Source organism: Salinicola rhizosphaerae (assembly GCF_014652715.1).
GTDB lineage: Bacteria > Pseudomonadota > Gammaproteobacteria > Pseudomonadales > Halomonadaceae > Salinicola > Salinicola rhizosphaerae.
On the sequence record NZ_BMZI01000004.1, the window covers coordinates 41922 to 66668 of the forward strand.

Consider the following 24747-nt stretch of genomic DNA (forward strand, 5'->3'; position numbering starts at 1 on the left):
AGTCGTCGTCACTCTCCTGCGCCATGGCCACCGAAGCGGCTGCCGTCAGCAGCACGAATGTCGAGGCTGCCAGCGAGAGCTTCAGCCACGGCTGTGGGCGAGAGATGGCCCTCCCGGGGGCCAATTTCAGGCAAGAGGTTCCCGTGAGATGCTCGGCATCTCGAATTTTTGTGGTTCTCATTGGTGTTCCTTGAATCGCGGTTTCTAGTCGTTGACAGTCGATGCTGCTGTTTGGATAACGCGCTTTATCGAGTTCATTGTGTTTGTTTGGCCCTGGCTACCGCGCGGCGCTTGTCGACCCTCCCCCGGTGATGTGGCCGCGTCCCGTCGCGGCCACCGTGAATACTCTTCTGTAATGCCCGTTCTACTGCTGTGTCAGTACGGCGACCTTCTGGATGCCGGATCGCTCCAGCGCGGCCATCGCCTTGGCGACGGTGCCGTACTCGACGCCCTCGTCGGCCTGTAGCTGCACGGCCTGATCCGGGTTTTCGTCGTGCGCGTCGACCAGCGCCTGCTCGAGATCCTCGAAGCTGTATTCTTCCTTGCCGATGTAATAGGCGCCGTCGGCATCGACGCTGACGACCATCGGCTCCTTGGTTTCCGGCGGTGCGACAGCGCCGGTCTTGGGCAGATTCACGTGCACGGCATTGGTCATCAGCGGTGCGGTGACGATGAAAACCACCAGCAGTACCAGCATGACGTCGACAAGCGGCGTCACGTTCATCTCGCTGAGAACTTCGTCATCGTCTTGATTGGAAAAAGCCATGATGTCTTTTCTCCCGAAGGCGGTTATTAACGACGCTTGGCGCCCCCGTCAGCTCACGGCCAGCGAGGGGTTATGTGTTGTGGAAGTCGTCGTCTTCTGTGGCTGACTCTGGAAGGCGGACTGCTGAGCCAGGCTGTAAAAGTCATGCGCGAAGTCGTCCATCAGCGAGACATTGAGCTTGAGACGACGCGTGAAGTAGTTGTAAACCAGCACCGCCGGAACGGCGACGGCGATACCGACACCCGTCGCGATCAGGGCGTGACCGATCGGGCCGGCGACGGTATCGAGCCCCGCCTCGCCGGTTTCGCCGATGGTCATCAGTGCTTCCATGATGCCCCAGACGGTACCGAAAAGACCGATGAAGGGAGAGGTACTGCCGATACTGGCCAGGATGGCGAGCCCGCCTTCCAGTGAGCGTCTTTCTCGCTGAATCTGCTGTCGCAGGCTGCGTTCGAGGCGATCCGAGCGGTTGATTTTCTGCGCCAGTTCCTGGTTTGTCGGAGCAATGTCTCGGCCGGTGACTACCGCGAAGCCGGCGCGAGCAATGGAGGCCATGGTGCCGGGGCGATTTTCGCTGATGGACTCGCCTTCTTCCATGCTCTTGGCTTCCCAGAAAAGTTTCTGGAAGCGCTTGTTCTCGGTCCGGTTCCGCGCGAACTGCAGTCCCTTGATCAGCAGAATCGCCCAGGTGACGACCGAAAAGAAGATCAGCGCCCAGAGCACCCCCGGGACGATCATCGCGGTAATGGCATTGTTCTCTAACATCGATGGTTCCTCTTGAATCGTTTCGAATTGTTGGTTGCTCGCCGTTGTGGTGGCGTCAATTGGGTAGTTGGAAAGCGATGGTCTGTAGTGCCCAGCCCTTGATCGGCGTGTCACCTCGTCGAGCCGGTTTGAACTTCCAGCTCTTGACCGTCTCGACCGCGGCTTCATCCAATTCGCGATGGCCGCTGGATTGCACGACCTGAACCTGACCCGCCGTGCCGTTCGGCATGACCAGAATCTTCAACTGCACGTTGCCCTCATAGCCGCGGCGCAGCGCGAGCGAGGGATAACGTGGCGGCGGATTCCCCAGGCTCTGCATCCCGGAGACGGCCGGGGTGACCTGATTGCTGGCGGCCGCCGCGCTGCTCTGGCTCGACTGCGACGACGAAGCGCTCTGGGTTGATGCCGACGGCTGAGGCTGCGGGTTTGGCGCCGGTTTGGGTGCCGGTTTCGGCGCGGGCTTGGGCGCCGGCTTTGGCTGGGGTTTCGGTTCCGGCTTGGGCTCCGGTTTAGGCTCGGGCTTGGGCTCCGGCTTAGGCTCCGGTTTGGGCTCGGGCTTCGGTTGGGGTTTCGGTTCCGGCTTGGGCTCGGGCTCCGGTTTAGGTTCGGGCTTCACCTCTTCTTTTGCCGGCATGACCGCGTTCTCATCGACCACCGGCGCATCCTGGACCTGAGGTTGCGGTGGCAGCGTTACCGGCTCGGGCGGTGGTGGCTGCGCGGCACTCAGGGAAACCGTGACTTGTGACGGTGACGAGGCCTGATTGGGCAGGACTTCCGCGTCAATCAGCGGCTGACGATTGAACGACCACCAAAGCAGTCCATGAACGATTGCCGATACGACAATCAGCACCATCACCTCAGGGCGTGATATCGATCGTTTATTGCTGTGCGTGCTCGCATTCAGCGGGAGTGCGGTTTCGGTCGCGGCCATAGTGTCTCGATTGTTCTGATTGCTGCTGAACCTGGCGCTTTCAATGGGCGCCGGTGTTCCCTCCTTTTACTTGAGCAATTAGCATGCCACCCCGGCAATTTTTGTGAATTTCTGCGGAATGAATTGCGTAACAGAGTGTCTATCGAGATGGGCGTGAATCGAAATTGACGTTCGAGTTATGGGGTTGCAATCAATAAACCTATGATCCTAATTGGTTTTTATTTTTCGCGAGCTTTTTTGGCAAGCTGCGAGATGATTTGTGTCAAGTTTTTTTGTCTGTATTTCTCAATTTTTACAGGTTATATCTCTGACGGATTCGTGTAGATCTTTTCCCGTCCGTGACCTGTGATTTATCGTGATATCGCTGTCAGTGACTTCTGTTTTCTCTCTTGTCTTCAGGTGCACTTTTTATGTGCGAGAGGGCTGTTATTGCACGAGAATAAAACATGCGTTTGACGTATATTCCCATAGAAAATACGCATAGCTTTACGGTATTCAGGGTTCGAAGAATTATACGAAAATTTCACGGCAGGCAATGAAAAACGCCTCCCGGTGGGAGGCGTTATCAAGTTCCTGTTTTCAGGATGTTGGATGCGAAATGTGAATTTTCCCTGTAGACCTGATCGGTCAGGCTTGTATTTCGTCCAACGTCTTCTGAGCCTCGTCGATCAGCTGATTCATTGTCTGCATCAGGCTGTCGTACGGTGCCGGTGTCGCGAGATCGACCCCCGCCATTTTCAGAAGCTGATAGCCGCTTGCGGCACCGCCTTGAGACAGCACGTTGAGATAGTCATCACGCCATTTCTCTGGATCGGTTCGCAATCCATGGGCAAAGACTTCTGCTGCGGTAATCGATGTCGCGTACTGATAGACATAGAAGTCGTAGTAGAAATGGGGAATGTAAGCCCACTCGACGTAATCCGTCTTGTCGATATCGGTGATCCCTTCATCGACCCCGTAGTATTTGCGCAGAATCTTGCCGTACATGGCCGTCATCCGCTCACCCGAGAGCTGCTCGCCTTTCTCGGCCGCTTCATGGATCGCCAGCTCGAATTCCGCGAACTGTGCCTGACGGAAGAAAGTGCCCCGCAACGCTTCCAGAGCCTGGCCGATGTAGAAGAGCTTTTCCTTTGGCGTTTCTGCCTGATCGATCATCTGATCGACCAATAGCTGTTCGTTGGTGATCGAAGCCACTTCCGCCGTGAAGATCGAGTAGTTGGACTTCGCGAATGGCTGTGCTTCGTTGGCCAGCAGGCTGTGAATGCCGTGACCCCATTCGTGGGCGTAGGTCGAGACATCGCCATAGCTGCCGTTGAAATTCATCAGCACGTAGGGATGAACGTCGTAGGCAGAGCCATTCATATAGGCGCCGGAACGCTTGCCTTGACTGGGGTAGGCGCTTGTCCAGGCGGAGCCGGTCGCCTTGGTGAGAAGTTCGGCGTAGTGCGGTCCCAGCGGTTGGGTGGCTTCGCGTGTCAGGCGTCGGGCATCGTCCAGATCGAACTGGTGATCGAGCTCGGCGAGCGGTGGGTAGATATCGTAATAGTGCAGCTGATCGACGCCGAGAATGCGCTGGCGCAGTTTCAGGTAGCGGTGCAGCGTATCCAGGTGCGCGTTGGTCGAGTCCACCAGCTGATGGTAGACCGCCGTGGGAATATCGTTTCGGGAAAGGGCTGCGGCCATCGCGCTGTCGTAATGGCGCAGATGCGCTTCGGTCACGTGCTGCTGTACCTGCGCGTTGAGCAACGAGCCGATCGTCCCCGTGTACTGTTGCCAGGCGGGCCAGTAGGTTTCGAACACGCGCTTGCGCAGCTCACGATCCGGGGATTCTCTCAAACGGCTATAGCCCGCGGCGTCCAGCCTCTCCTGCTTGCCGTCGATGGTGATCTCCGGCCAGTCGATATCGGAATTCGCCAGCAGCGAGTAGGGCGTCTCGTGACTCATCACCGGGCCCAGGGCCGCAAGCGCGGACTCGGTCTGCGTCGACAGGGTATGCGGCGCTTCTCGGATCACGTTCTCGAGGAATCGACGGTGATCTCGAAGGCGTTCATCTTTCAGCCATTCGCCAAGCTGCCCGGAATCCATGGCGACCAGCGCCGGGCGCAGGTAGCCGATGGCGGATTCGAAGTTCGCGCCAAGCTGCTCTGCTTCCGCCTGCCGCGTCTGTGCGCTGGCGTTGCGCAGATCCTCGTCCGCCTGCAGCGAAGCGTAGGTGGCAACGCGGTTAGTCTCCTTCTCGACATCCCGGATGGCGTCGAGCGCGGTCGCCAGTGCTGCCGGGTCGTCGGTCAGCGTCGACTGGTACTGACCCAGATCGTCGATGCGCCCCTGGACCTGGTCCAGTGCTTTCTGCCATGCGGTGTCGGAGGGGTAGAGATCGGTCAGATTCCAGTGGCCGTTTTCGGCAGAAGGAGCCTCGTCCTGGGCCAGCACTGTGCCGGGCGCCGTGAGCGAGACACCAGCCATCAGCAAGCCGATGGCCAGCGATAGGCGGCGTTTGCCGGCTGCGACGGCTTTTTCCGTTGCTACGCCTTTTGTTGTTGATGTCGTATTCAAAACCACTTTCGCCTCTCGTCGGGATTGTTGTTGTCTTGCGCTGTCATGACGGCTGTCCGCTATCCAGTTCAGGCCGCGACTTCTTCCTCCAGGAACGCTGCCTTGAGCAGTGCCTGGGTGTAGGGCTCTTTCGGGCTGGTAAAGATGGTTTCCACGGGGCCTTGTTCGATGACACGACCTTCCTTCATGACCAGCACGTCATCGGAGAGCGCGCGAACGACCGAGAGATCGTGGCTGATGAAGAGGTAGGTGAGTCCATACTTCGCCTGCAGATCCCTGAGCAGGTCGATGACGCGTACCTGAACGGAACGATCCAGTGCCGAGGTGGGTTCGTCGAGCAGCAGCAGTTCGGGCTTGAGGATCAGCGCACGCGCAATCGCGATGCGCTGACGCTGTCCGCCGGAGAACTCGTGCGGGTAGCGGTTGCGCATGCCGGGGTCCAGTGCGACTTCCTCGAGCGCGGCGATCACCTCGGCCTCGCGCTGGCGGCGATTCATCTCCGGACGATGAACCTTGAGGCCTTCGCTGATGATGTCGCCGACCGTCATTCGCGGTGACAGCGAGCCGAACGGGTCCTGGAACACCACCTGCAGCTTCGAGCGGAGCGGCCGCATGCCGGATTTATCGAGCGGCGCGAGGTCGGTCTCCTCGAAGCGGATGTCACCTTCCGATTTCAGAAGCCTGAGCAGCGCGCGGCCGAGCGTCGACTTGCCGGAGCCGGATTCGCCGACGATGCCGAGCGTTTCGCCACGGCGCACCGTCAGGTCGATCCCGCGCACCGCTTCGAAGTGGTCGTTGCCGCCGAAGAGCCGTCGCTTGGTCGTGAAGCGGACTTTCACGTCGCGTGCCGAGAGCATGACCGGGGCATCCGCCGGCGCCGGCACCTTGCGTCCGCGGGGGATGGCATCGAGCAGCATGCGGGTGTAATCGTGCTGCGGGGCGTCGAAGACTTCGACGGTGCGCCCGCTTTCGACCACCTCGCCCTGACGCATCACCGCCACGTGATCGGCAAAATGCCTGACGATGCTGAGATCGTGGGTGATGAACAGGATCGCCATGCCGTACTGCGTCTGTAGAGACTTGAGCAGATCGAGAATCTGCGCTTGCACGGTAACGTCCAGCGCCGTGGTCGGCTCGTCGGCGATCAGCAGCTTGGGTTCGCAGGCCAGTGCCATGGCGATCATCACGCGCTGACGCTGACCGCCGGAAAGCTCGTAGGGGTAGCTCGAGAAGCGCCGTTCCGGTTCCGGAATGCCAACCTGGTTCAGCAGTTCCAGCACCCGCCGACGGTTGGCGTCGCCCTTGAGCCCCTTGTGCTTGACCAACACCTCGCCGATCTGACGGCCGATGCGGTGGAGCGGATTGAGCGAGGTCATCGGCTCCTGGAAAATCATCGAGATGTCGTTGCCGCGCACGCGGCGCATGCGCTTGGCGCTGACCTCGAGCAGGTTTTCGCCATTGAATCGAATGGCGCCGGTGGTCTTGGCCAGCTCCGGCAGCAGCCGCATCGCAGCGGTCGAGGTGACCGACTTGCCGGAGCCGGACTCGCCGACCAGTGCCAGCGTTTCGCCCTCGGCGATGGAGAAGCTGACATCCTTGACCGCGGTGACCGGGCCGGTCGGCAGCTGGAACGTCACGCTGAGCTTGTCGACGTCGAGCAGAGGTTGAGTCATCGATCAGTCCTTAGCGCGTGCGCGGGTCCAGGGCATCTCTCAGCCCATCGCCCAGAAAGTTGAGACAGAACAGCGTTGCGGCGAGGAAGAACGACGGCACCAGCAGCATCCACGGCGCGCTCTCCATCATGTCGACGCCCTCGGAGATCAATACGCCCCAGCTGGTCAGCGGCTCCTGCACGCCAAGGCCGAGGAACGAGAGGAAGCTCTCGAGCAGAATCACCTTCGGCACGGTCAGGGTGACGTAGATGATCACAGGGCCGATGGCGTTGGGAATCAGATGGCGGGTGACGATCTTGGTGTCGCGAACGCCGAGCGCGTGGGCGGCCTCGATGAACTCGCGGCGCTTCAGGGCCAGCGTCTGGCCGCGGACGATGCGCGCCATGTCGAGCCACTCTACCGCGCCGATGGCGGCGTAGATCAGGAAGATGTTGCGGCCGAACACCACCATCAGCAGGATCACCAGGAACATGAACGGCAGCGAATACATGATGTCGACGAAGCGCATCATCAGGTTGTCGACGCGCCCGCCGAGATAGCCGGAGATCGCGCCGTAGAGCACGCCGATGACGAGACTCACGAAGGAAGCGACCAGCGCGACGGAGAGCGAGACGCGGCCACCATAGAGCACACGGGTCAGCAGATCGCGCCCGTTGGCATCGGTGCCGAGAAAGTGCGCGTTTTCGAGCGTCGGCCCGGTGCCGAAAGCGTTCCAGTCGACCTCCGCCAGCCCCCAGGGTAGGAACCAGGGGCCGGCGATGCAGACCAGGATGATCGCGATCAAGAGCGCCAGACTGGCCATGGCGGCACGGTTCTGTGAAAGTCGGCGCCAGGCATCGCGGGCCAGGCTCTCACCGGCAGGCGCGGCACTGGCCGCCGGCGCCGCCGTGGTCTCTGGTTCTGGTGCGCGCGGCGGGTTCGGGCCGCCGGCGGGCAGCGGTGCACCATCGGCATTGTCGCCGCTATAAGGCTTGGATTCAGACGTCATTAGCGGCTACCTCAGTCGTCATAGCGAATTTGGGGATCGAGCGCGGAGTAGAGCAGGTCGACGATCAGGTTCATCAGCACGATCAGCACGCCGTAGAACACCACGGTGCCCATGACCAGGGTGTAGTCGCGGTTCAGTGCGCCCTGCACGAAGTAGCGGCCGATGCCGGGGATGCCGAAGATCTGCTCGATGACCACCGAGCCGGTGATGATCCCGGCGATGGCTGGCCCGAGATAGGACATGACCGGCAAAAGCGCCGTGCGGATGGCGTGACGGAAGATCACCTCACCCTCGTTCAGCCCCTTGGCGCGGGCGGTGCGGATGAAGTGGCTGCCCAGTACTTCGATCATGCTGGCGCGCATCATCCGCGCGATGTAGGCGATCTGCTGGATGGAGAGCGCAACCACGGGCAGCACCAGGTTGGGCAGGGCGCCGCCGTTCCAGCCGCCGGCCGGCAGCCAGGCGAGCAGCACGCCGAAGACCAGTGCGAAGATCGGCGCGAGCACGAAGTTGGGCACGGCGATACCGGTGAGCGCGGTGCCCATGACCAGATAATCGACGGTCGAGTTGCGCTTGATGGCGGCGGCGATGCCCAGCGGCAAGCCGATGATCAGCGCCAGCAGAATTGCCAGCCCGCCGATCTCCAGGCTCACCGGGAAGCCCTGCATGATCAGCTCGGTGACCGAGAAGTCCTTGTACTTGAACGACGGCCCGAAATCGCCATGGAGCAGATTACCCATGTAGCGCAGATACTGCATCGGCAGCGGCTCGTCGAGGTGATAGGCCGCCTCGAGGTTGGCTTCGATCTCCGGCGGCAGCTGGCGCTCGCCGTCGAACGGCCCGCCCGGCGCTACACGCATCAGGAAGAACGAGATCGTGATCACGATCAGCAGCGTGGGAATCGCCTGCAGCAGGCGCTTCAAGGTATAGATCAACATGCTTGGCGATCTCTCCGGTGTTTACCAGTCCGGTGCTCTGCCGTGATCCGGTGCTTTGTCGATAGTGCAGTCATGCCGGGCGGTTCCCGTGTCAGTCTTGAGTGAAGTGCATCCAGCGGCTGGGATGATCGTTCATCGGATTCTCCTCCCAACCCGAGAGCCGCGGTGAGACGAGCCCGGACTGGATATAGAAATAGAGCGGCAGCAGGGCGTAGTCGTCGAGCAGCACGCGCTCCGCCTGGGCCATGGTGTGGCTGCGCGCCGTGGCATCCAGCGTGTTGGCTGCCTTGTCCATCAGCGCGTCGTACTCGGGATTGCTGTAGCCGGCGTGGTTGTTGGGCACGCCGGTATGGAACAGATCCAGGAAGTTGCTGGCATCGTCGTAGTCGGCGATCCACGGCGCCATGCCGAGCTGGAAGTTACCCTGGCGCAGCTTGGCGTAGTAGACGGCGGCGTCGCTGTTCTGCAGCGTGACGTTGACCCCGAGTGGTTTCCACATCGCGGCCATCGCCACTGGAATCCGCTTGGTGTCGGGGTTGGTGATGGTGTCGATCGTCAGCTCCAGCGGATGATCGGGGCCGTAGCCGGCTTCTTTCATCAGCGCCTTGGCCTTGGCAAGACGCTCGGCCATCGGCTGGTCGGCGAAATCGAACTGCGGGCCGTCGTAGTCGCTGATCGCCGTGGGCACCAGGCTGAACGCCGAGGGCTGATCCAGTTTGGTGATCTGATGCGTGATGATCTGGCGGCGCAGCGCCAGATTCAGCGCTTCGCGAATGCGCCGGTCATTGAAGACGCTGCCGGGGCGCTGGTTGAAGGCGAAGTAGAAGGTCGCGAGGATCGGCGTTTCATGCAGCGCGTCGGGCAGATTCTCCCGCGCCCATTCGATACGTCCCAGCGGGAGGCTGCCGGTCATGTCGACCTCGCCGGCGCGAAAGCGGTTGAGCGAGGCGCGGGCATCGTCGATCGGCAGAAAACGCACCTCGTCGAGCGCCACGTCCCTGGCGTCGTGGAACTCGGGGTTCTTCGTCGCGGTGATGTGATCGTGGGAGACCCAACTTGCCAGTTCGAAGGCGCCGTTGGAGATCATGTTGCCGGGCTTGGTCCAGTCGCTGCCGTGGGCTTCGATGGCCCGCTCCGGCACCGGAAATGTCGAGGGATGACCCAGCATGTCGATGAAGTAGCCGGTCGGGCGCGCCAGCGTGACCTCCAGCGTGTGAGGATCGCTCGCCGTGACGCCGAGCGTGTCGGCCGGCTGATCGCCGCGATTGATCGCCTCGGCGCCCTGGATCGGAAACAGCATGTAGGCGTAGGCAGCGGCCAGTTGCGGGCTCAGCTCCCGACGCCACGAGTAGACGAAGTCGCCAGCCGTGACCGGCTCGCCATCCGACCATTTGGCATCATCGCGCAGATGAAAGGTGTAATGCAGTCCATCATCGGAGCGCTCCCACGACGCCGCGACGCCGGGAACGATGTTCCCCGCAGGGTCGCGGGCGATCAGGCCCTCGAACAGGTCGACGAGAATGTTGGATTCCCAGGCACCAGTTGCCAATTGAGGATCTAACGTAGAGGGGTCTGCGCCGTTGGCGCGGCGCAGCACCTGCTTGCCACCTTCGATATCGGCGCTGGCCAGTGGCGCCGCCAGTGTCATTACCGCGCAACCCGCGGCGATGAGCAGGTGTTTGATGGTTGTGGTCATGCCGGGTTCTGCTCTCACGTCAGTGCTTCCTGAATTGTTTTTGTTCGTCTTCGTTGTTTGTTATGACCATCGGCCATCGCGACCATCATCGGCATCGCGCCAAGCGCTTCGGCGTCGAGCTCAGCGCTCGGTTTTCAGTTCTCGGGCGACAGCGATAGCCACCGGGATAGATGCCGGTTGAGCGCGTTGTCTTCCCAGCCTTCGAGCTGCGGATCGACCAGATTGCGCGAGACGTCGACGTAGATCGGCGCGACGGCATAGTCGGCGAGCGCCTGGCGCTCGGCTTTCTCGAGCAGTGCCTCGCGCGCTGCGGTGTCCGTTTCGCGGCTGGCCTTGGACATCAGGTCGTCGAATGCCTGGCTGTGATAGCTGCCGTAATTCTTGGGCGAGTCACTCTGCAGAATGCCGAGAAAGTTGCTGGCATCGTCGAAATCCGCGACCCAGCTGCCCCGACCGACGTCGAAGTTGCCGTTGGCGAGTTCGGTGTAGTGAACGGCGCCCTCGGCATTGACCAGCTCGGTCTGCACATCGAGCGGCTGCCACATCGCGGCCAGCGCCACGGCGATGCGTTTGTTGGCCTCGGTGGTGGAGTAACGCAGGGTCAGCTTCAGCGGATGGTCCGGGCCGTAGCCGGCTTCCTCGAGCAGCGATCCGGCCCTGGCGATGCGGGCGTCCATGTCCTGATCCAGCCCCGGCATCGCCTGCGCCGTGTAATCGGCGACGCCTTCGGGGACGAAGCCGCTCGCCGGTGAGACGACGCCGCCCATGATCTTGTCGGCGATCACGTCGCGGCGGATGGCCAGATTGAGCGCCTCGCGCACGCGCTTGTCGGCGGTCGGGTGGCCGTCACGCTGGTTGAGCGCGAAGTAGTAATTGGCGAGCTGCGGTGCCAGGTGAACGGCGCCGGGCAGGTTCTCCTCGAGCCACTGATATCGGTCCGGCGAGAAGTCGCGGACGATATCGAGGCCGCCGGCACGAAAGCGCTGAAGCCCGGCGCTGCGATCTTCGACCGGGTAGTAGTCGACGCCATCCAGCGCCACGTCAGCCGCGGCGTGGAACTCGGGATTTTTCTTCGCCGCAATATGGTCGTGAGAGACCCAGCTCGTCGGCGTGAAGGCGCCGTTGGTGGCGATGTGATCCATCTGCGTCCAGTCGTTGCCGAACTGCTCGATCAGATGCGACGGCACCGGCGAGGCCGCGATGTGGGCCAGCAGCGTGGGGAAGTATGGCGTGGGCTGGTTCAGAGTGATTTTCAAGGTCTTGGCGTCGAGCGCTTCGACGCCCAGTGCCGGTGCGTTTTGCTCACCCTTGGTATGCGCCTCGGCGCCGCGAATGGGGTAGAAGAGGCTTGAGTAAACCGCGCCATTGGCCGGGTCGAACAGGCGCTGAAAGGCCATCACGAAGTCGTCCGCGATCACCGGTTCGCCGTCGGACCAGTTGGCGTCGTCACGCAGGTGGAAGGTGTAGACCGTGCCGTCATCGCTGACGTCCCAGCCGCTGGCCGCGCCGGGGATGTATTGCCCCGCCGGGTCCAGCGTGACCAAGCCCTCGAACAGGTCGCCGAGCACGTCGTTTTCCCAGGTCGTGCCGCCGATGCGCGCCGTATCCAGCGAGGCGGGTTCGCCCTGGATGCCGATAGCCAGCGTTGCGGCTAGCGCCGGCGTGGCGAAGAACGCGCAGGCGAGCGCGGCGGCACCCAGCATGGTGCGCAGCGTCTTGCCCGGAGCGACTTGTCGTGATCGGTTCGAGGTCATTGCAGTGGCCTTGGGTTATTGGAAACGAAGGTCAACAGGCGCATCCACGCGCCCGCTCGACCTCCAGTATCGGCCGTTTTTCTCACGCTTGCGGTGCTCGTCATCCTGTCGATCTATCGGAAAGATGACGGCGCACCGCGCAAAGCTGTGCGGCGTATTGGCTGCCGCTCAGGCGGCGGCACTCCACGCGCGCATTGTTGGTCGGGGCATGCAGCATGCGATCCTCGCCGAGATAGAGCGCGACGTGATCGATGCGCAACTCGCCCTGATCGTTCGGTTTCTCGAAAAACAGCAGGTCGCCGGCGCGGCGCGCAGCGAGCGGCACGGCTTCACCCGTTTCCGCCTGATCGTGAGCATCGCGGGGCAGGGCAATGCCCACCGCGGCGAACAGGCTGTGAACCAGGCCGGAACAGTCATAGCCGAAGCTCGAGTTGCCGGCCCACAGATAGCGCAGGCCGGTGAATCGGCGCCCTAGCGTTTCCAGCGTCGCGGCGCTCGGCGCAAGCGACTCGCCAACGCTACGTTTCGGAACCCAGCCTCGGCCCAGCGAGGTTTCCACCCAGAGACGATCGCCAGCCGCCTCTGACGGCTCGACCCGGCGCAGACGCGTTAGAAAGCTCAGCTTGATCGCGGGGCTGTCGGTCAACCCGTGAAGCCAGCTAATCGGCTCGACAATCTGTACGGCGTCATCGGCTGGCCCGCAGCCGGGCGAAGCGCTCAACTGGTCCGCCGGAATCCAGCCCGGGTAGCCGCGCGGATCGAGCGAAGAGCGCTGACTCGGCACGACGACCCGGCACCACGCTCGCCGCTCGGCATCCTGGACTCGCTCGATGACGTCGACCGGCGTGTCGAGCAGCAGCTGAGAGACGAGTCGCTTCTCGCGGCAGAGTGCCAGACGGGTATCGTCATCGAGCGCATCGAGCCACGGCTCCAGCTGGACCGGCTGCTCGAGCGCCGGCGAGTCGATGACTCGCGGCGCCTGAGGAGAGGTCCAGAGTCCGGCGACCGAGACGCTGACGCAGTGCATGGCTTCGCTCGAGCGGGGCATGGGTCGATTTGCCGTCAGTCGGTGAAGTGCACCCAGCGCGACGGGTGATCGTCACCGACGTTGTCCGCCCAGCCTTCGATCTCCGGGTTGACCAGGTTGCGAGTGACGTAGGTCAGCATCGGAATGAACGCGTAGTCATCCAGCGCGACGTTCTCGGCCTTCTCGAGCAGCTTCTCGCGGGCATCCAGATCCTGGGTCTGCGCCGCCTGGTCCATCAGATCGTCATACTGCTTGCTGGAGTAGGCGCCGTAGTTGTTGCCCACCCCAGAGTGCAGCAGCGTGAGGAAGTTCTCGGCGTCGTTGTAGTCGGCGATCCAACCGGCGCGGGCGACGTCGAAGTCCCCTTGCTGAATGGTCTGGTAGTGAACGGTCGCTTCGGCGTTGGCCATTTCCACATCGATGCCCAGCGGCTTCCACATGGCGGCGACGGCGATGGCGATCTTCTTGTGCTCGTCGGACGTGTTGTAGCGCAGGGTCAGGTGAAGCGGATGATCCGGGCCGTAGCCGGCTTCCTTCAGCAGCGCCTTGGCCTTGGCCATGCGTGCGCTCATGTCGTCGCTGACCAGGTTCATGTGCTGCGCTTCGTAGTGGTTGGTGCCTGGCGGTACCATCCCGGTCGACGTTTTGAAGCTGCCCGCCATGATCTGCTCGGAGAGTACGTTGCGGCGCACGGCCAGGTTGAGCGCCTCGCGCACGCGCTTGTCGGCGGTGGGGCGGCCCTCGCGGTTGTTGAGCACGTAGTAGTAGGAGCCGAGCATCGGGCTCATGTGCGTGGCATCGGGCAGGTTTTCGGTCAGCCACTGATAACGGCTGGAGGGGTAGTCGCGCAGCACGTCGAACTCGCCCGCGCGGAAGCGCGAGATACCGGCGTTGCGATCTTCCGTGGTGTAGTAGTTGACCCCGTCGAGCGAGATATCGTCGGCGTCATAGTAGCTCGGGTTCTTCTTCACGCTGATGCGCGATTGGGAGACCCACTCGACCGGCTTGAAGGCGCCGTTGACGGCAATGTTGTCCAGCTTGACCCAATCCTTGCCATATTTGTCGACCAGGTGCTTCGGCACCGGATAGGCCGTGTAATGGGTCAACAGCTGCGGGAAGTAAGGCGTCGGATGGTTCAGCGTCACCTTCAGCGTCTTGCCGTCGTCCAGCGACTCGGCTCCGAGCGTGTCGGCATCGGCCTTGCCGGTATTGACCGCCTCGGCGCCCTTGATCGGATATAGCATATAGGCGTACTTGGATGCGTTCTCCGGCGCCAGCAGATGCTGCCAGCCGAACACGAAGTCCTCCGCGGTGACCGGCTCGCCGTCAGACCATTTAGCCCCTTCACGCATATGGAAGGTGTAGGTCTTGCCGTCGTCCGAGACATCCCAGCTGGTCGCCATGCCCGGCAGCAGCTCGCCGTCCGGTGATTTTTTCAACAGCCCCTCGAACACGTCCATCAGCACCTGGGACTCCCACACGCCACCGGACACCTGCGAGGTATCGAACGAGGCGAGCTCGCCCATGACGCCGATATTGAGCGTTTCCGCCATGACGGGTGTGGCGAGCAGCGAGGAGGAGAGCGCGAGGACGCCGAGCGGCAGCAGTGCGCGACGACCCTTGAAGAACGAGGAAAGCGACTTGGACATGCGTTGCAGACTCCAGCTTGTTGTTGTGCTCCGGCTTGCTGGTTGGCCCCGCCATGATCGATGGCCAGCAGGGCGAAGCGCTGAATCGGAGCGAAGCGATGAATCGGAATGCGAAAAGGCTTCTGAAGCAGGGCGGTTGACGCCGATCAGGCGGACACCTTCGCGCGAACGGGATGAGGCGTCTAATTCAAATGCTCGATGGTGCGTTTCATCTGGCGCATGAGGCGGGTTCAGGAGCGGCGTGGCACCGCTCCCGGTGGTGTTTTCTAAGGTGTCAGACCATGGTCGAAGGCGAACGGTCAGACGCTCACTCGGCGAAATACACCCAGCGTGAGGCGTGCATATCCAGCGCGTTGTCGTCCCAGCCTTCGATCTCCGGATTGACCAGGTTGCGCGAGCTGTAGGTGTAGATCGGCGTCAGCGGATACTCGGAGAGCGCCAGTGCTTCGGCCTGCTGCATCAAATCGGCGCGCTTGTCGGGGTCCTGCTCGGCATCCGACTGACTCATCAGCGCGTTGTACCGATCGTTGTGGTAGTCGCCGTAGTTGTTGGTCTCGGCCGACAGCAGCTGGAGGAAGTTCTGGGCATCGTCGTAACTCGAGATCCAGGCGGCGCGGGCGACCTGGAAATCACCCTCCATCAGGTCGGCGTAATGCACGTTGGCTTCGGTGTTACGGAGTTCGACATCGACGCCGAGCGGCTTCCACATTGCGGCAACGGCGACCGCGATCTGACGATGCTCGTCGCCGCTGTTGAAGCGCAGCGTCAGTTCGAGCGGATTGTCGGTGGAGTAGCCAGCCTCCTGCATCAGCTGCTTGGCGCGGGCCATGCGCGTGTCCATGTCGTCACCGAGGCCTGGCTGGGACTGTGCCTCGTAACCGCTGGTGCCCGGCGGCACCAGCGAGGTGGCCGCGGTGACGCCCCCCTTGAGCAGGTTCTTGGCGATCACATCCCGGCGGATCGCCAGGCTCAGCGCCTCGCGAATCCGTGGGTCGGCGACCGGCGAGCCGTCGCGCAGGTTGAACACGTAGTAGTAGGTGCCTAGCGAGGAGAACAGATGCGTGGCGTCAGGCAAGGTCTCGGAGAGGCGCGGGTACTGCGCCGCCGGGTAGTCGCGCAGGATATCCAGCTCGCCGGCGCGGAAACGCTGGATGCCGGCGTTCTTGTCTTCCAGCGGATAGTAGTCGACGCCATCCAGCGTCACGTTGTCGGCATCGTGGAACTCGGGATTCTTCACGGTCTCGAGTTCGGTATTGGAGACCCACTTCACCGGCTTGAAGGCGCCGTTGACGGCGATGTTGGCCGGGTCGCTCCAGTCGTCGCCGACCTTGTCGACAATATGCTTGGGAATCGGGTAGGCGAACGGCAGCACCAGCGTCTTGAGGAAGTAGACCGTGGGTTCCTTGAGCGTGATCTTGAGCGTCTTGCCATCGTCCAGGGATTCGACGCCGAGCGAGTCGAGCGGCTTGTCGCCGGCGTTGATCGCCTGGGCGTTGACCACTGGATAGAGCCGGTGGGCGTAGTTGGACGCCGTCTTGGGATCGACCTGGTGGCGGTAGGCGTAGACGAAGTCGTCCGCGGTCAGCGGTGCGCCGTCGGACCATTTGAGGCCGTCGCGCAGATGAAAGGTGTAGGTCTTGCCAGCGTCGGAGATATCCCAGCTTTCGGCGGCGCCCGGAATGATCTGGCCGTCGGCGTCGATGGCGATCGGGCCTTCGAAGATATCGCGCAGCACGTCCTCTTCCCACACGCCGCCGGTGATCTTGGCGGGGCTCAACGACGCGGGATCGCCGGAGATGCCCATGTGCAGCGTGGCGGCCTGAAGCGGGAGCGCGGTGACGCCGGCGGCGAACGCGATAGCGGCGGCGAGGCGGGTCGGTGACATGGCTCTAGGTTCCTCGAATGATTGTTGGTTGACCACACCTTAGCCTATCCCGCGCGAGCGGGCCGCGTCACCGGCGGTGCGCGGGATGACGCTATGGCGGTGTTTGGCTACAATAGCGGTCCTTTTTTCGGTGCCTCGCCGTTCGTGCGTCGAGGCGCCTCGTGGCGACCCGGCAGGAGCCCCATGCAAGAGATCAATCCCATCAACAACCTCATCAAGGACCTGTCCGAACGGACAGACGTCCTGAGGGGGTATCTTTGACTATGCCGAGAAGAAAGATCGGCTAGAAGAAGTCTCCCGCGAGCTGGAAAACCCCGACGTCTGGAGCGATCCCGACTACGCCCAGAAGCTGGGCAAGGAGCGGGCGTCGCTCGAAGCTGTGGTCGAGACCATCGATACGCTGGACTCAGGCCTCGTCGACAACCGTGAACTTCTCGAACTCGCGGTGATGGAAGAGGACGAGGAGACGGTCGAGGAGGTCAAGAAGGAGCTCGCGTTTCTCGAGACCCAGCTCGACAAGCTGGAGTTCCGGCGCATGTTCTCGGGCGAGATGGACGAGAACAACGCCTATCTCGATATTCAGGCCGGCTCCGGCGGCACCGAGGCGCAGGACTGGGCCAACATGCTGCTGCGAATGTACCTGCGCTGGGCCGAGCATCACGGCTTCAAGGCCGAACTGACCGAAGTCTCCGCCGGTGAAGTGGCGGGCATCAAGTCGGCCACCATTCACGTGCAGGGTGATCACGCCTTCGGCTGGCTCAGAACCGAGACCGGCGTGCACCGCCTGGTGCGCAAGAGCCCGTTCGACTCGGGCGGCCGTCGGCATACGTCGTTTGCGTCGGTCTTTCTCTCTCCCGAGGTCGATGACAACTTCGAGATCGAGATCAACCCGGCGGATCTGCGTACCGATACCTACCGCTCTTCCGGCGCGGGTGGTCAGCACGTCAACACCACCGACTCCGCCGTGCGTATTACCCACGAGCCGACCGGCATCGTCGTGGCGTGTCAGAGTCAGCGCAGTCAGCACGCCAACCGCGATTTCGCCATGAAGCAGCTGAAGGCGAAACTGTGGGAACACGAGATGCAGAAGCGCAACGCCGCCAAGCAGGCGGCGGAAGACTCCAAGGCCGATATCGGCTGGGGCAGTCAGATCCGCTCCTACGTGCTCGATGACCAGCGCATCAAGGATCTACGTACCGGGGTGCAGTCGAGCAACTGTGACAAGGTGCTTGATGGGGATCTCGACCAGTTTATCGAGGCGAGTTTGAAGCAAGGTCTCTAGCTACGAGCTACGAGCTACGAGCTACGAGCTACGAGCGACGACGGCGCCGGCTGTGGGGCGCTGGACAGCAGCTTCGAGTTTCGAGAAATAGTTGCGAACTTCGAAACGACCGCATGCTGGCAATCGCGGCTCGCGGCTTAATTTTCTTTTCGACAGGCGACGACATGGCGAACCAGGACAATCCGCAATCCCCCTCCGAGGCACAAACCGACGCGCAGGAAGAGAATCGGCTGATCGCGGAGCGGCGTGCCAAGCTGGCGGCGCGACGCGAGCAGGCGGCGGAGCAGGGCGGTAGTGCCTTCCCCAACGATTTTCGTCGCGACAGCTTGGCAGCGGACCTGCAGGCCGAACTGGGTGACAAGGAGAAGCCGGAGCTGGAGGCGCTGGATCGCCGGGCTTCGGTGGCCGGGCGCGTCATGCGCAAGCGTGGACCGTTCGTGGTGATCCAGGACGCTTCCGGCCAGATTCAGTTCTACGTCGACAAGAAAGGACTGCCGGCCGAGCTGCTCGAGGACATCCAGAGCTGGGATATCGGTGACATCGTCGCCGGCTCCGGCCCGGTGCATAAGTCCGGCAAGGGCGATCTCTACGTGATGCTGGTCGAGGCGAAGCTCCTGACCAAAAGCCTGCGTCCGCTGCCGGACAAGTTCCACGGCCTGACCGACCTCGAGGCGCGCTATCGCCAGCGCTACGTCGATCTGATCATGAATCCGCAGTCTCGGCGAGTGTTCGAGGTGCGCTCCGGCGTGATCGCGGCGATCCGCCGATTCATGGTCGAGCGCGGCTTCATGGAAGTCGAAACGCCGATGCTGCAGCCGATCCCCGGAGGGGCCACGGCGCGGCCGTTCACCACGCATCACAATGCGCTGGATATCGACATGTATCTGCGCATCGCGCCGGAGCTGTATCTCAAGCGCCTGGTCGTCGGCGGCTTCGAGCGCGTGTTCGAGATCAACCGCAACTTCCGCAACGAGGGGCTGTCGACGCGGCACAACCCCGAGTTCACCATGCTCGAGTTCTACTGGGCCTACGCCGACTATCGCGATCTGCTCGACTTGACCGAGGCGATGATCCGTGAGGCCGCCGAGCAGGTGCTGGGCACGACGACCGTGCATTACCAGGGCACCGATTACGACCTGGGCCAGCCGTTCCGCCGTCTGACGATGCGCCAGTCGATCATCGAATACGGTGCCGACAGCGGCATCGGCGAAGGGGAGATCGATACGCTGGAGGGCGCCAAGGCCACCTGTGAGCGGCTCAAGATCGCGGTCAAGCCGAGCTGGGGCCTGGGCAAGCTGCAGACCGAGATATTCGAAGAAGTCGCCGAGCACCGCCTCGATCAGCCGACTTTCATCACCGAGTATCCGGCCGAGGTCAGCCCGCTGGCGCGGCGCAACGACACCAATCCCCATGTCACTGACCGCTTCGAGTTCTTCGTCGGCGGCCGCGAGATCGCCAATGGCTTCTCCGAGCTCAACGACGCCGAGGATCAGGCCGAACGCTTTGCCGCCCAGGTGGCCGAGAAGGACGCCGGCGATCTCGAGGCGATGTACTATGACGCCGACTACGTGCGCGCGCTGGAGTACGGCATGCCGCCGACCGCTGGCGAGGGCATCGGCATCGACCGCCTGGTGATGCTGTTGACGGACAGCCCGTCCATTCGCGATGTGTTGCTCTTTCCGGCCATGCGCCCTGAGTGATCGAAGGGGCTGCGCGTCGGCAGTGCTTCGTTGCGCGAAGGAACATCTTGCTCATGGACAACCACGTCCACTGCGCCGATGTGCCTTCGCGCGCCTTGCCCTACGCTAGCTCGCCGCCTTCCTTGATGTTGAAATACGTCAGGCTCGCAGACCGTCTTCGCGCTATTCGTCGCGGAAAGATAAGGGCATTGCTGCCCAAGCTCGCCGCCTTCCTGAGCGCTGGATTGAGGGTGCTCGGCGTGGCTCATCTATAACCCATAGGCTCTGGCGCCTGCGCTCCGTGCGCCTTGTATTTGAAGAGGCTCGCAGATCGTCTTCGCGCTATTCGTCGATGACGTTTGGGAGGGCGGGGCGCTGCGTCTGCCACGAGAAGAGGTAGTTGCGGCGCACCGATAGCGCCGCACCCTTGCTTTCGCAGCTCGAAGATTGGTCAGAGGCGCGCCGAGCGCCCATAATGTCGGCGTTCTGCCATTTGCCGGGTCGTGCCGGTTCTCATCACAGGGGTGACACCATGAAGCTGCTCAACCGTTCCGCACTCAGCGTGAAGCCCACTCAGGCATTCGTCGATTGGGTCAATTCACTGGAGCCGACCGTCGGCGAGGATGACCTGACGCTCGAGGACATCGCCGGCGAGAATACGGTCTACCTGATTCCGGAGATGGACACGCCAGAGGCACTCACGGCCTACGTCGAGGAGCGCTACGTCGATATTCTCGAAAACGAGCTGCGCGCCTGGGAAGAGGACGAGCGCCAGTGGCCGGAGACGCTGGGTCGGGCGCTCTTCGTTGAGTTTCTCGTCGTCGAGCACAGCTATCTGGCGATCGATCTCGATGACGAAGGTGAGCTGGAGACGTCAGAAATCGACGACGAACTGCTGATGGAGACCGACGAGGAGTGATGTCGCCGTCGAGCTACCCTGTCGTTGCCCGGCGTTCGCCCGCCAACGAGGGTGCCGTGCGTCCATGCTGAGGCGGTTGTTCGAGGAGCGCGAAGGCGACGACGGTCTGCCGGGCAGGGCGCGTAAGCTGGCGCTGCTGGCGATGATTACCGGTACGCAGATGGCGGTGCTCGATAACGGCATCGTCAATATCGCGCTGCCGACGCTGGCCGACGAGCTCTCGATCAGCGGCTCGCAATCGATCTGGATTGCCAACGTCTACCAACTGGTGACGGCGGCACTGCTTCTCACCTTCGCCGCGCTCAGTCGGCGGCTGGGCCGTCACCGGCTCTATATCGGCGGGCTGGCGATCTTTACCGTGGCTTCCCTGGGCTGTGCGCTGGCGCGCTCCTTCGAATTTCTCCTGGTGACCCGCGCCCTGCAGGCCGTTGGAGCGGCCGCGATGCTGAGCATCGGTCCGTCGCTCTATCGCATCATCTTCCCCACGCGGCTGCTCGGCTCGGCCATCGGTCTGAGCGCGTTGACGGTGGCGTTCGGTATCGCCGCCGGGCCGTCTCTCGGCGGGCTGATCCTGCATGTCGCAAGCTGGCCCTGGCTTTTCGCGATCAACGTGCCGATCGGCGTAATGGCGCTCGCGCTCGGGATTCGCTCGCTGCCACGGGAGGCGCCGCAGCGAGGCAGGATCGATATCTGGGGCGCGCTGTTCTCGATCGTGATGCTGGCCGGGAGCGTTTTTGCGCTGGACCAGTTCGGTCATGGTGAGGGCGGGGCGATGGCGCTGGTCACGCTGAGTATCGCGTTGGCGAGTCTGGGCGGCTTCATCTATCGCCAGCGCCACGTCCAGCGCCCGCTGGTACCATTGGCGCTGTTCGCGGAGCCGCGTTTCTCGTTCGCGGCAGCCACGTCTACCTTTGCCTTTCTCGCTCAGGGCGTCGCCTTCGTCGGTCTGCCGTTTCTCTACCAGACGGTGATGGGTGTCTCGCCGATCATGTCGGCGGTGCTCTTCACGCCCTGGCCGCTGGTGATCATGATCATCGGACCGCTGGCCGGTCGGCTGGCGGACAAGCGCAATCCGGCGCTGATCAGCTCGGTCGGGCTAGGGCTCTTTCTGCTTGGCATGCTGGCGTTGACCGGGCTGGGGGCCGACTCGAGCCATTTCGACGTCATCTGGCGAACCGCACTCTGCGGTATCGGCTACGGCCTCTTCCAGGCCCCCAACAATCGCGAGATGATCGGCAGCGTCTCGGTCGAGCTGAGTGCCAATGCTTCCGGCGTGCTGGCCTCGGTTCGCACCTTCGGCCAGTCGCTCGGCACGGCGTCGGTCGGCCTGATCCTCGGACTTTCCTTCGGTTCTCTGACGCTCTCGCTGTGGCTTGGCTGTGTTTCGGTCATGGTGGCGCTGGCGCTGAGTCTCTACCGGGTGCCGTTGGCGGCGCGGGCACGGCATCGCTGAAACGCCAGCGAGCCGAAAGGTCTTCGTGCACGGCTGCGTTCGCGACGTGCGAGACGTACAATGGCCACAGGTACAGGAGGTCGTCATGAGTGTTCAGACACGAATCGAAGAGAAGCTGGCCTCGCTCGAGCCCGTCTATCTGGCGGTCGAGAACGAGAGCCACATGCATCATGTGCCGCCCGATTCCGAGACGCACTTCAAGGTCACGCTGGTCTCTGCTCGGTTCGAGGGGCTAATGCCGGTCAAGCGTCATCAGACCATCTACGCCACGCTGGCCGATGAGCTGGCAGGCCCGGTGCATGCGCTGGCGCTGCATCTCTACACGCCGCAACAGTGGCAGACGCGCGGTGAGTCGCGTCCGGACTCACCCAACTGTCGCGGTGGTGGCGGACGGTGACGCCCGATCCGCAGCGCCTGCAGTACCTGGAGGCGATGGGCATCACGGCCTGGACGTCGCGTTACCGCTTCGTCAACGCCAGGGAGAGCGAGCGTAGCGAGTGGCAGCTGCCCGAAGCCCCGAAGAAGGCGGCGCCCGGCGAGCGGCTGCATGCGCTGCTGGAGACGCCCGCCGATGCCGCCGGCCGATCCGCCGGCCATGCCGCTGGCGAGGCGCCGACGCCGGATGCTTCGCCCAGTGAGGCGCCGGCTTCCTCCCGCGCCAGAGCGCTGCTGGGTGAGCCTCCGGCCACGGCGAAAGCCCCGCCGTCGGCGCTAGAGAACGCCGAGGCCGAAACCGGGGAGAACGATGTTTTCGCGCCTGCACTCGAGCGCCGTGACCCGCTACGTTTTCGCCTGAGCTTAGCCATTCTCGCCGAGCGGTGGTGGCTGATCCTGCCGGGAGAGCGGCCGCTCTCGTCGGCCGGTGAAGCGTTGCTGAATCAGCAGCTGGCGGCAGCGGGGCTGCCGGTCGAGTGGCGTATCCTGAGCACCTTTTCCTGGCCCTTGATGGATGTGCCGACAACGGACCCCGAAGCGGAGGCGCGCGAGGGTATCGAGGTCTTCTGCGCGGGACAGGCTCAGCGCAACGCGTTGCAGGTCGATGGCGCGATCGTCGTGGGCGCCGATGGTGCGTGGGCAGGCCTGCTTCCCGAGGCGCCGGCCGACGGCGAGTCGATGAGTTGGCAGCACTGGCCGCATCCGGACGATCTGCTTGGTTCGGCCGACGCCAAGCGCGACTGCTGGCCGCTGCTGCGCCGGGCGGGCGATCACTGGCGGCTGGCTGGCGATGGTGCGGAAACCGCCCCTCGCTGATGGCCGAATCTCATGTCGACGCGTGAACTCGCCGTGGCTGTTCTTCCCGCGCTTTTGCAGGGCCGTCATCTCGATTCGCTCATGGCGCTCGAGCGACTGGCCAACGACGATGCCTGGTCGGCAGCCCTGCTCGATGCGGCGCTCGCGGATCGCGACGTGGAGGTCTGGGGTGTATGGGATGCGTCGCGGTCGAACTTGATGGCGGCGGCAGTCGTGGCCTATCTACCGTTCGACGCTGAGCTGCAGTCGATCTGCGTGGCGCCGGATGCGCGACGCCGGGGAGTCGCCAGGTCTCTGCTCGAATGGGTGATCGATAGCGCGCGGGCTCGGAATGCGGAGCGAATGCTGCTGGAGCTTAGAGCTTCGAATGTTGCCGCCAGGGCGCTCTACGAGCGGATGGGGTTTGGCGTCGACGGGCAGCGTCGGGGCTACTATCGGCGGGAGGACGGAAGCAGCGAAGACGCGGTATTGATGTCGCGGCCGCTGGACTCTCGCGAGACGGGTACCGACTAGATGTGTCAATTCACCCAGCGTTGCCCGTCCCGCCGTACGGCTCAGCTATGGCTTTCGCCGGCTGCCGCGTTCTCTGTCTCCTCGTCGAGCGACTGCAGCTTGTCGAGGAGGCCGCCAAGGCGTCGTTCCCACTCATCGCGCTCTTGCTGGAAACGCGCGTTTTCTGCCTTGAGCTCTTCATTTTCCATCTTCAGCATCTCGATGCTGTCGACCGCGCTCTGAATCTTGCGCTCGAGCTGGGCGAAGATTTCACCATTCATCTGCTTTCTCCGATAGGGTCCAAACGTATTCGTCCGATGCTCCGGCTGGCGCCAGCGTACGTGCCGCCAGCAGCCTCGGCAAGCGTCTCGAATCAGCGACGTCAGCCATCATGGCCTGCTCCCGGCGAGGCCTCGGCGGGCTGGCGCATGAACAGCACTCCCTGGCTGTCACCGGCCCGAATCTCGCGATGTCTGTGCCAGCGGGCCGGCGGTGTCCATGTCAGCTCGTGTTCGTGTTCCACGTAGATCCACGCATCCGACGCCAGCCATCCGCGACGTTCGAGCGCGTCGCAGGTCGGCGCTACCAGGCCCTGCCGAAAGGGCGGGTCAAGAAACACCAGGTCGAACGGCGATGCCGGCCCCTGCAGATAATCGAGCGCCGCAAGCGTGCTGACACGCCCGTTGGCGCCAAGCGTCGAGACGTTGTTCTCGATGGCGCGGGCGACCGGCGGCGTGGATTCGACGAAGACCGCTTCCGCCGCGCCGCGCGACAGCGCTTCCAGCCCCAGGGCGCCGGTGCCGGCGTAGAGATCCAGCACTCGACGCCCGGCCACCTCGAAGGCGAGCCAGTTGAACAGCGTCTCGCGGACGCGATCGGGCGTTGGCCTGAGCCCAGGGCTGGCCGCGACCGGCAACTTGCGTCGCCGGTACTGCCCGCCGATCAGGCGCAGCTGGCCGCTACCGGTATGCCCGCTGGAGGTGCCGGAACCCTTGTCTGCGCCGCGGGGGCGGGCGGATGCACGTCGTCGATTCATGGCGCCG

The 24747-nt window shown here is 63.0% G+C and carries 22 protein-coding genes; 7 read left to right on the top strand and 15 right to left on the bottom strand.

Translation table 11 applies throughout. The features are described from left to right. The 13 genes from IE125_RS08965 to IE125_RS09025 all read right to left on the bottom strand — a co-directional run. On the bottom strand, window positions 1-181 hold a 181-nt coding region (locus tag IE125_RS08965), incomplete at its 3' end, for a hypothetical protein (RefSeq protein WP_189444334.1). A gap of 183 nt (window positions 182-364) precedes the next feature. After that, window positions 365-766 carry an ExbD/TolR family protein gene (locus IE125_RS08970; protein ID WP_189444335.1) on the bottom strand — a complete coding sequence of 134 codons (402 nt, stop codon included), beginning with the start codon at window positions 764-766 and terminating at the stop codon, window positions 365-367. A 48-nt stretch (window positions 767-814) separates the two neighbouring features. Continuing rightward, on the bottom strand, window positions 815-1531 hold the full coding sequence (locus IE125_RS08975) for a MotA/TolQ/ExbB proton channel family protein (protein ID WP_229809021.1): 717 nt from the start codon (window positions 1529-1531) through the stop codon (window positions 815-817). 55 nt (window positions 1532-1586) lie between these two features. Further along, a complete protein-coding gene (locus IE125_RS08980) occupies window positions 1587-2462 on the bottom strand; it encodes an energy transducer TonB (RefSeq protein WP_189444336.1) in 876 nt (291 codons plus the stop codon). A gap of 627 nt (window positions 2463-3089) precedes the next feature. Next, a complete protein-coding gene (gene pepF, locus IE125_RS08985; RefSeq protein ID WP_189444337.1) occupies window positions 3090-5018 on the bottom strand; it encodes an oligoendopeptidase F in 1929 nt (642 codons plus the stop codon). 68 nt (window positions 5019-5086) lie between these two features. Continuing rightward, window positions 5087-6691 (bottom strand): ABC transporter ATP-binding protein, encoded by a 1605-nt coding sequence (locus IE125_RS08990; RefSeq protein ID WP_189444338.1) that lies wholly within the window; start codon window positions 6689-6691, stop codon window positions 5087-5089. Window positions 6692-6701: 10 nt separating this feature from the next. Next, the gene (locus IE125_RS08995) at window positions 6702-7679 is read right to left on the bottom strand and encodes an ABC transporter permease (RefSeq protein WP_189444339.1); all 978 of its coding nucleotides are present in this window, start codon (window positions 7677-7679) and stop codon (window positions 6702-6704) included. Window positions 7680-7690: 11 nt separating this feature from the next. Then, on the bottom strand, window positions 7691-8617 hold the full coding sequence (oppB, locus tag IE125_RS09000; RefSeq protein WP_189444340.1) for an oligopeptide ABC transporter permease OppB: 927 nt from the start codon (window positions 8615-8617) through the stop codon (window positions 7691-7693). 91 nt (window positions 8618-8708) lie between these two features. Beyond that, a complete protein-coding gene (locus IE125_RS09005; protein ID WP_189444341.1) occupies window positions 8709-10313 on the bottom strand; it encodes a peptide ABC transporter substrate-binding protein in 1605 nt (534 codons plus the stop codon). Between the two features lie 134 nt (window positions 10314-10447). Further along, window positions 10448-12067 carry a peptide ABC transporter substrate-binding protein gene (locus tag IE125_RS09010; RefSeq protein WP_229809022.1) on the bottom strand — a complete coding sequence of 540 codons (1620 nt, stop codon included), beginning with the start codon at window positions 12065-12067 and terminating at the stop codon, window positions 10448-10450. A 100-nt stretch (window positions 12068-12167) separates the two neighbouring features. Then, complete coding sequence (locus IE125_RS09015; protein ID WP_189444342.1) at window positions 12168-13115, bottom strand: C40 family peptidase; 948 nt, start codon at window positions 13113-13115, stop codon at window positions 12168-12170. A 14-nt stretch (window positions 13116-13129) separates the two neighbouring features. After that, entirely contained in the window at window positions 13130-14743 is a 1614-nt protein-coding gene (locus IE125_RS09020) for a peptide ABC transporter substrate-binding protein (RefSeq protein ID WP_189444343.1), read from the bottom strand. 307 nt (window positions 14744-15050) lie between these two features. Further along, on the bottom strand, window positions 15051-16628 hold the full coding sequence (locus IE125_RS09025) for a peptide ABC transporter substrate-binding protein (protein ID WP_189444344.1): 1578 nt from the start codon (window positions 16626-16628) through the stop codon (window positions 15051-15053). A 183-nt stretch (window positions 16629-16811) separates the two neighbouring features. On the opposite strand from IE125_RS09025, the gene prfB reads away from it, so the two are divergent. The 7 genes from prfB to rimI all read left to right on the top strand — a co-directional run bounded on the left by prfB (window position 16812) and on the right by rimI (window position 23725). After that, window positions 16812-17910, top strand: a protein-coding gene (gene prfB, locus IE125_RS09030) for a peptide chain release factor 2 (RefSeq protein WP_189444345.1) whose coding sequence is annotated in 2 segments (ribosomal slippage) — window positions 16812-16886 and window positions 16888-17910 — 1098 coding nt in all. Because the reading frame shifts where the segments join, the coding sequence is not laid out codon by codon here. Between the two features lie 164 nt (window positions 17911-18074). Further along, window positions 18075-19610, top strand: a complete 1536-nt coding sequence (lysS, locus tag IE125_RS09035) for a lysine--tRNA ligase (RefSeq protein WP_189444346.1) — start codon at window positions 18075-18077, stop codon at window positions 19608-19610. A gap of 511 nt (window positions 19611-20121) precedes the next feature. After that, window positions 20122-20508: a hypothetical protein gene (locus tag IE125_RS09040; RefSeq protein WP_189444347.1), complete on the top strand. Its 387-nt coding sequence runs from the start codon at window positions 20122-20124 to the stop codon at window positions 20506-20508. A gap of 64 nt (window positions 20509-20572) precedes the next feature. Continuing rightward, complete coding sequence (locus IE125_RS09045) at window positions 20573-21961, top strand: MFS transporter (protein WP_189444348.1); 1389 nt, start codon at window positions 20573-20575, stop codon at window positions 21959-21961. Between the two features lie 85 nt (window positions 21962-22046). Next, window positions 22047-22358, top strand: coding sequence for a BolA family protein (locus IE125_RS09050; protein ID WP_189444349.1), 312 nt, complete (start codon window positions 22047-22049; stop codon window positions 22356-22358). Beyond that, the gene (locus tag IE125_RS09055) at window positions 22355-23212 is read left to right on the top strand and encodes a hypothetical protein (RefSeq protein ID WP_189444350.1); all 858 of its coding nucleotides are present in this window, start codon (window positions 22355-22357) and stop codon (window positions 23210-23212) included. The genes IE125_RS09050 and IE125_RS09055 overlap by 4 nt, the downstream gene beginning before the upstream one ends. Before the next feature lie 12 nt (window positions 23213-23224). Further along, window positions 23225-23725 carry a ribosomal protein S18-alanine N-acetyltransferase gene (gene rimI, locus IE125_RS09060; RefSeq protein WP_229809023.1) on the top strand — a complete coding sequence of 167 codons (501 nt, stop codon included), beginning with the start codon at window positions 23225-23227 and terminating at the stop codon, window positions 23723-23725. A 41-nt stretch (window positions 23726-23766) separates the two neighbouring features. Here the strand turns inward: rimI and IE125_RS09065 are convergent, their stop codons facing one another. Together IE125_RS09065 and rsmD are read right to left on the bottom strand one after the other, a co-directional pair. Next, window positions 23767-23985, bottom strand: coding sequence for a cell division protein ZapB (locus IE125_RS09065; protein WP_189444351.1), 219 nt, complete (start codon window positions 23983-23985; stop codon window positions 23767-23769). A 101-nt stretch (window positions 23986-24086) separates the two neighbouring features. Continuing rightward, window positions 24087-24740 carry a 16S rRNA (guanine(966)-N(2))-methyltransferase RsmD gene (rsmD, locus tag IE125_RS09070; protein WP_189444352.1) on the bottom strand — a complete coding sequence of 218 codons (654 nt, stop codon included), beginning with the start codon at window positions 24738-24740 and terminating at the stop codon, window positions 24087-24089. Window positions 24741-24747 lie beyond the last annotated feature (7 nt).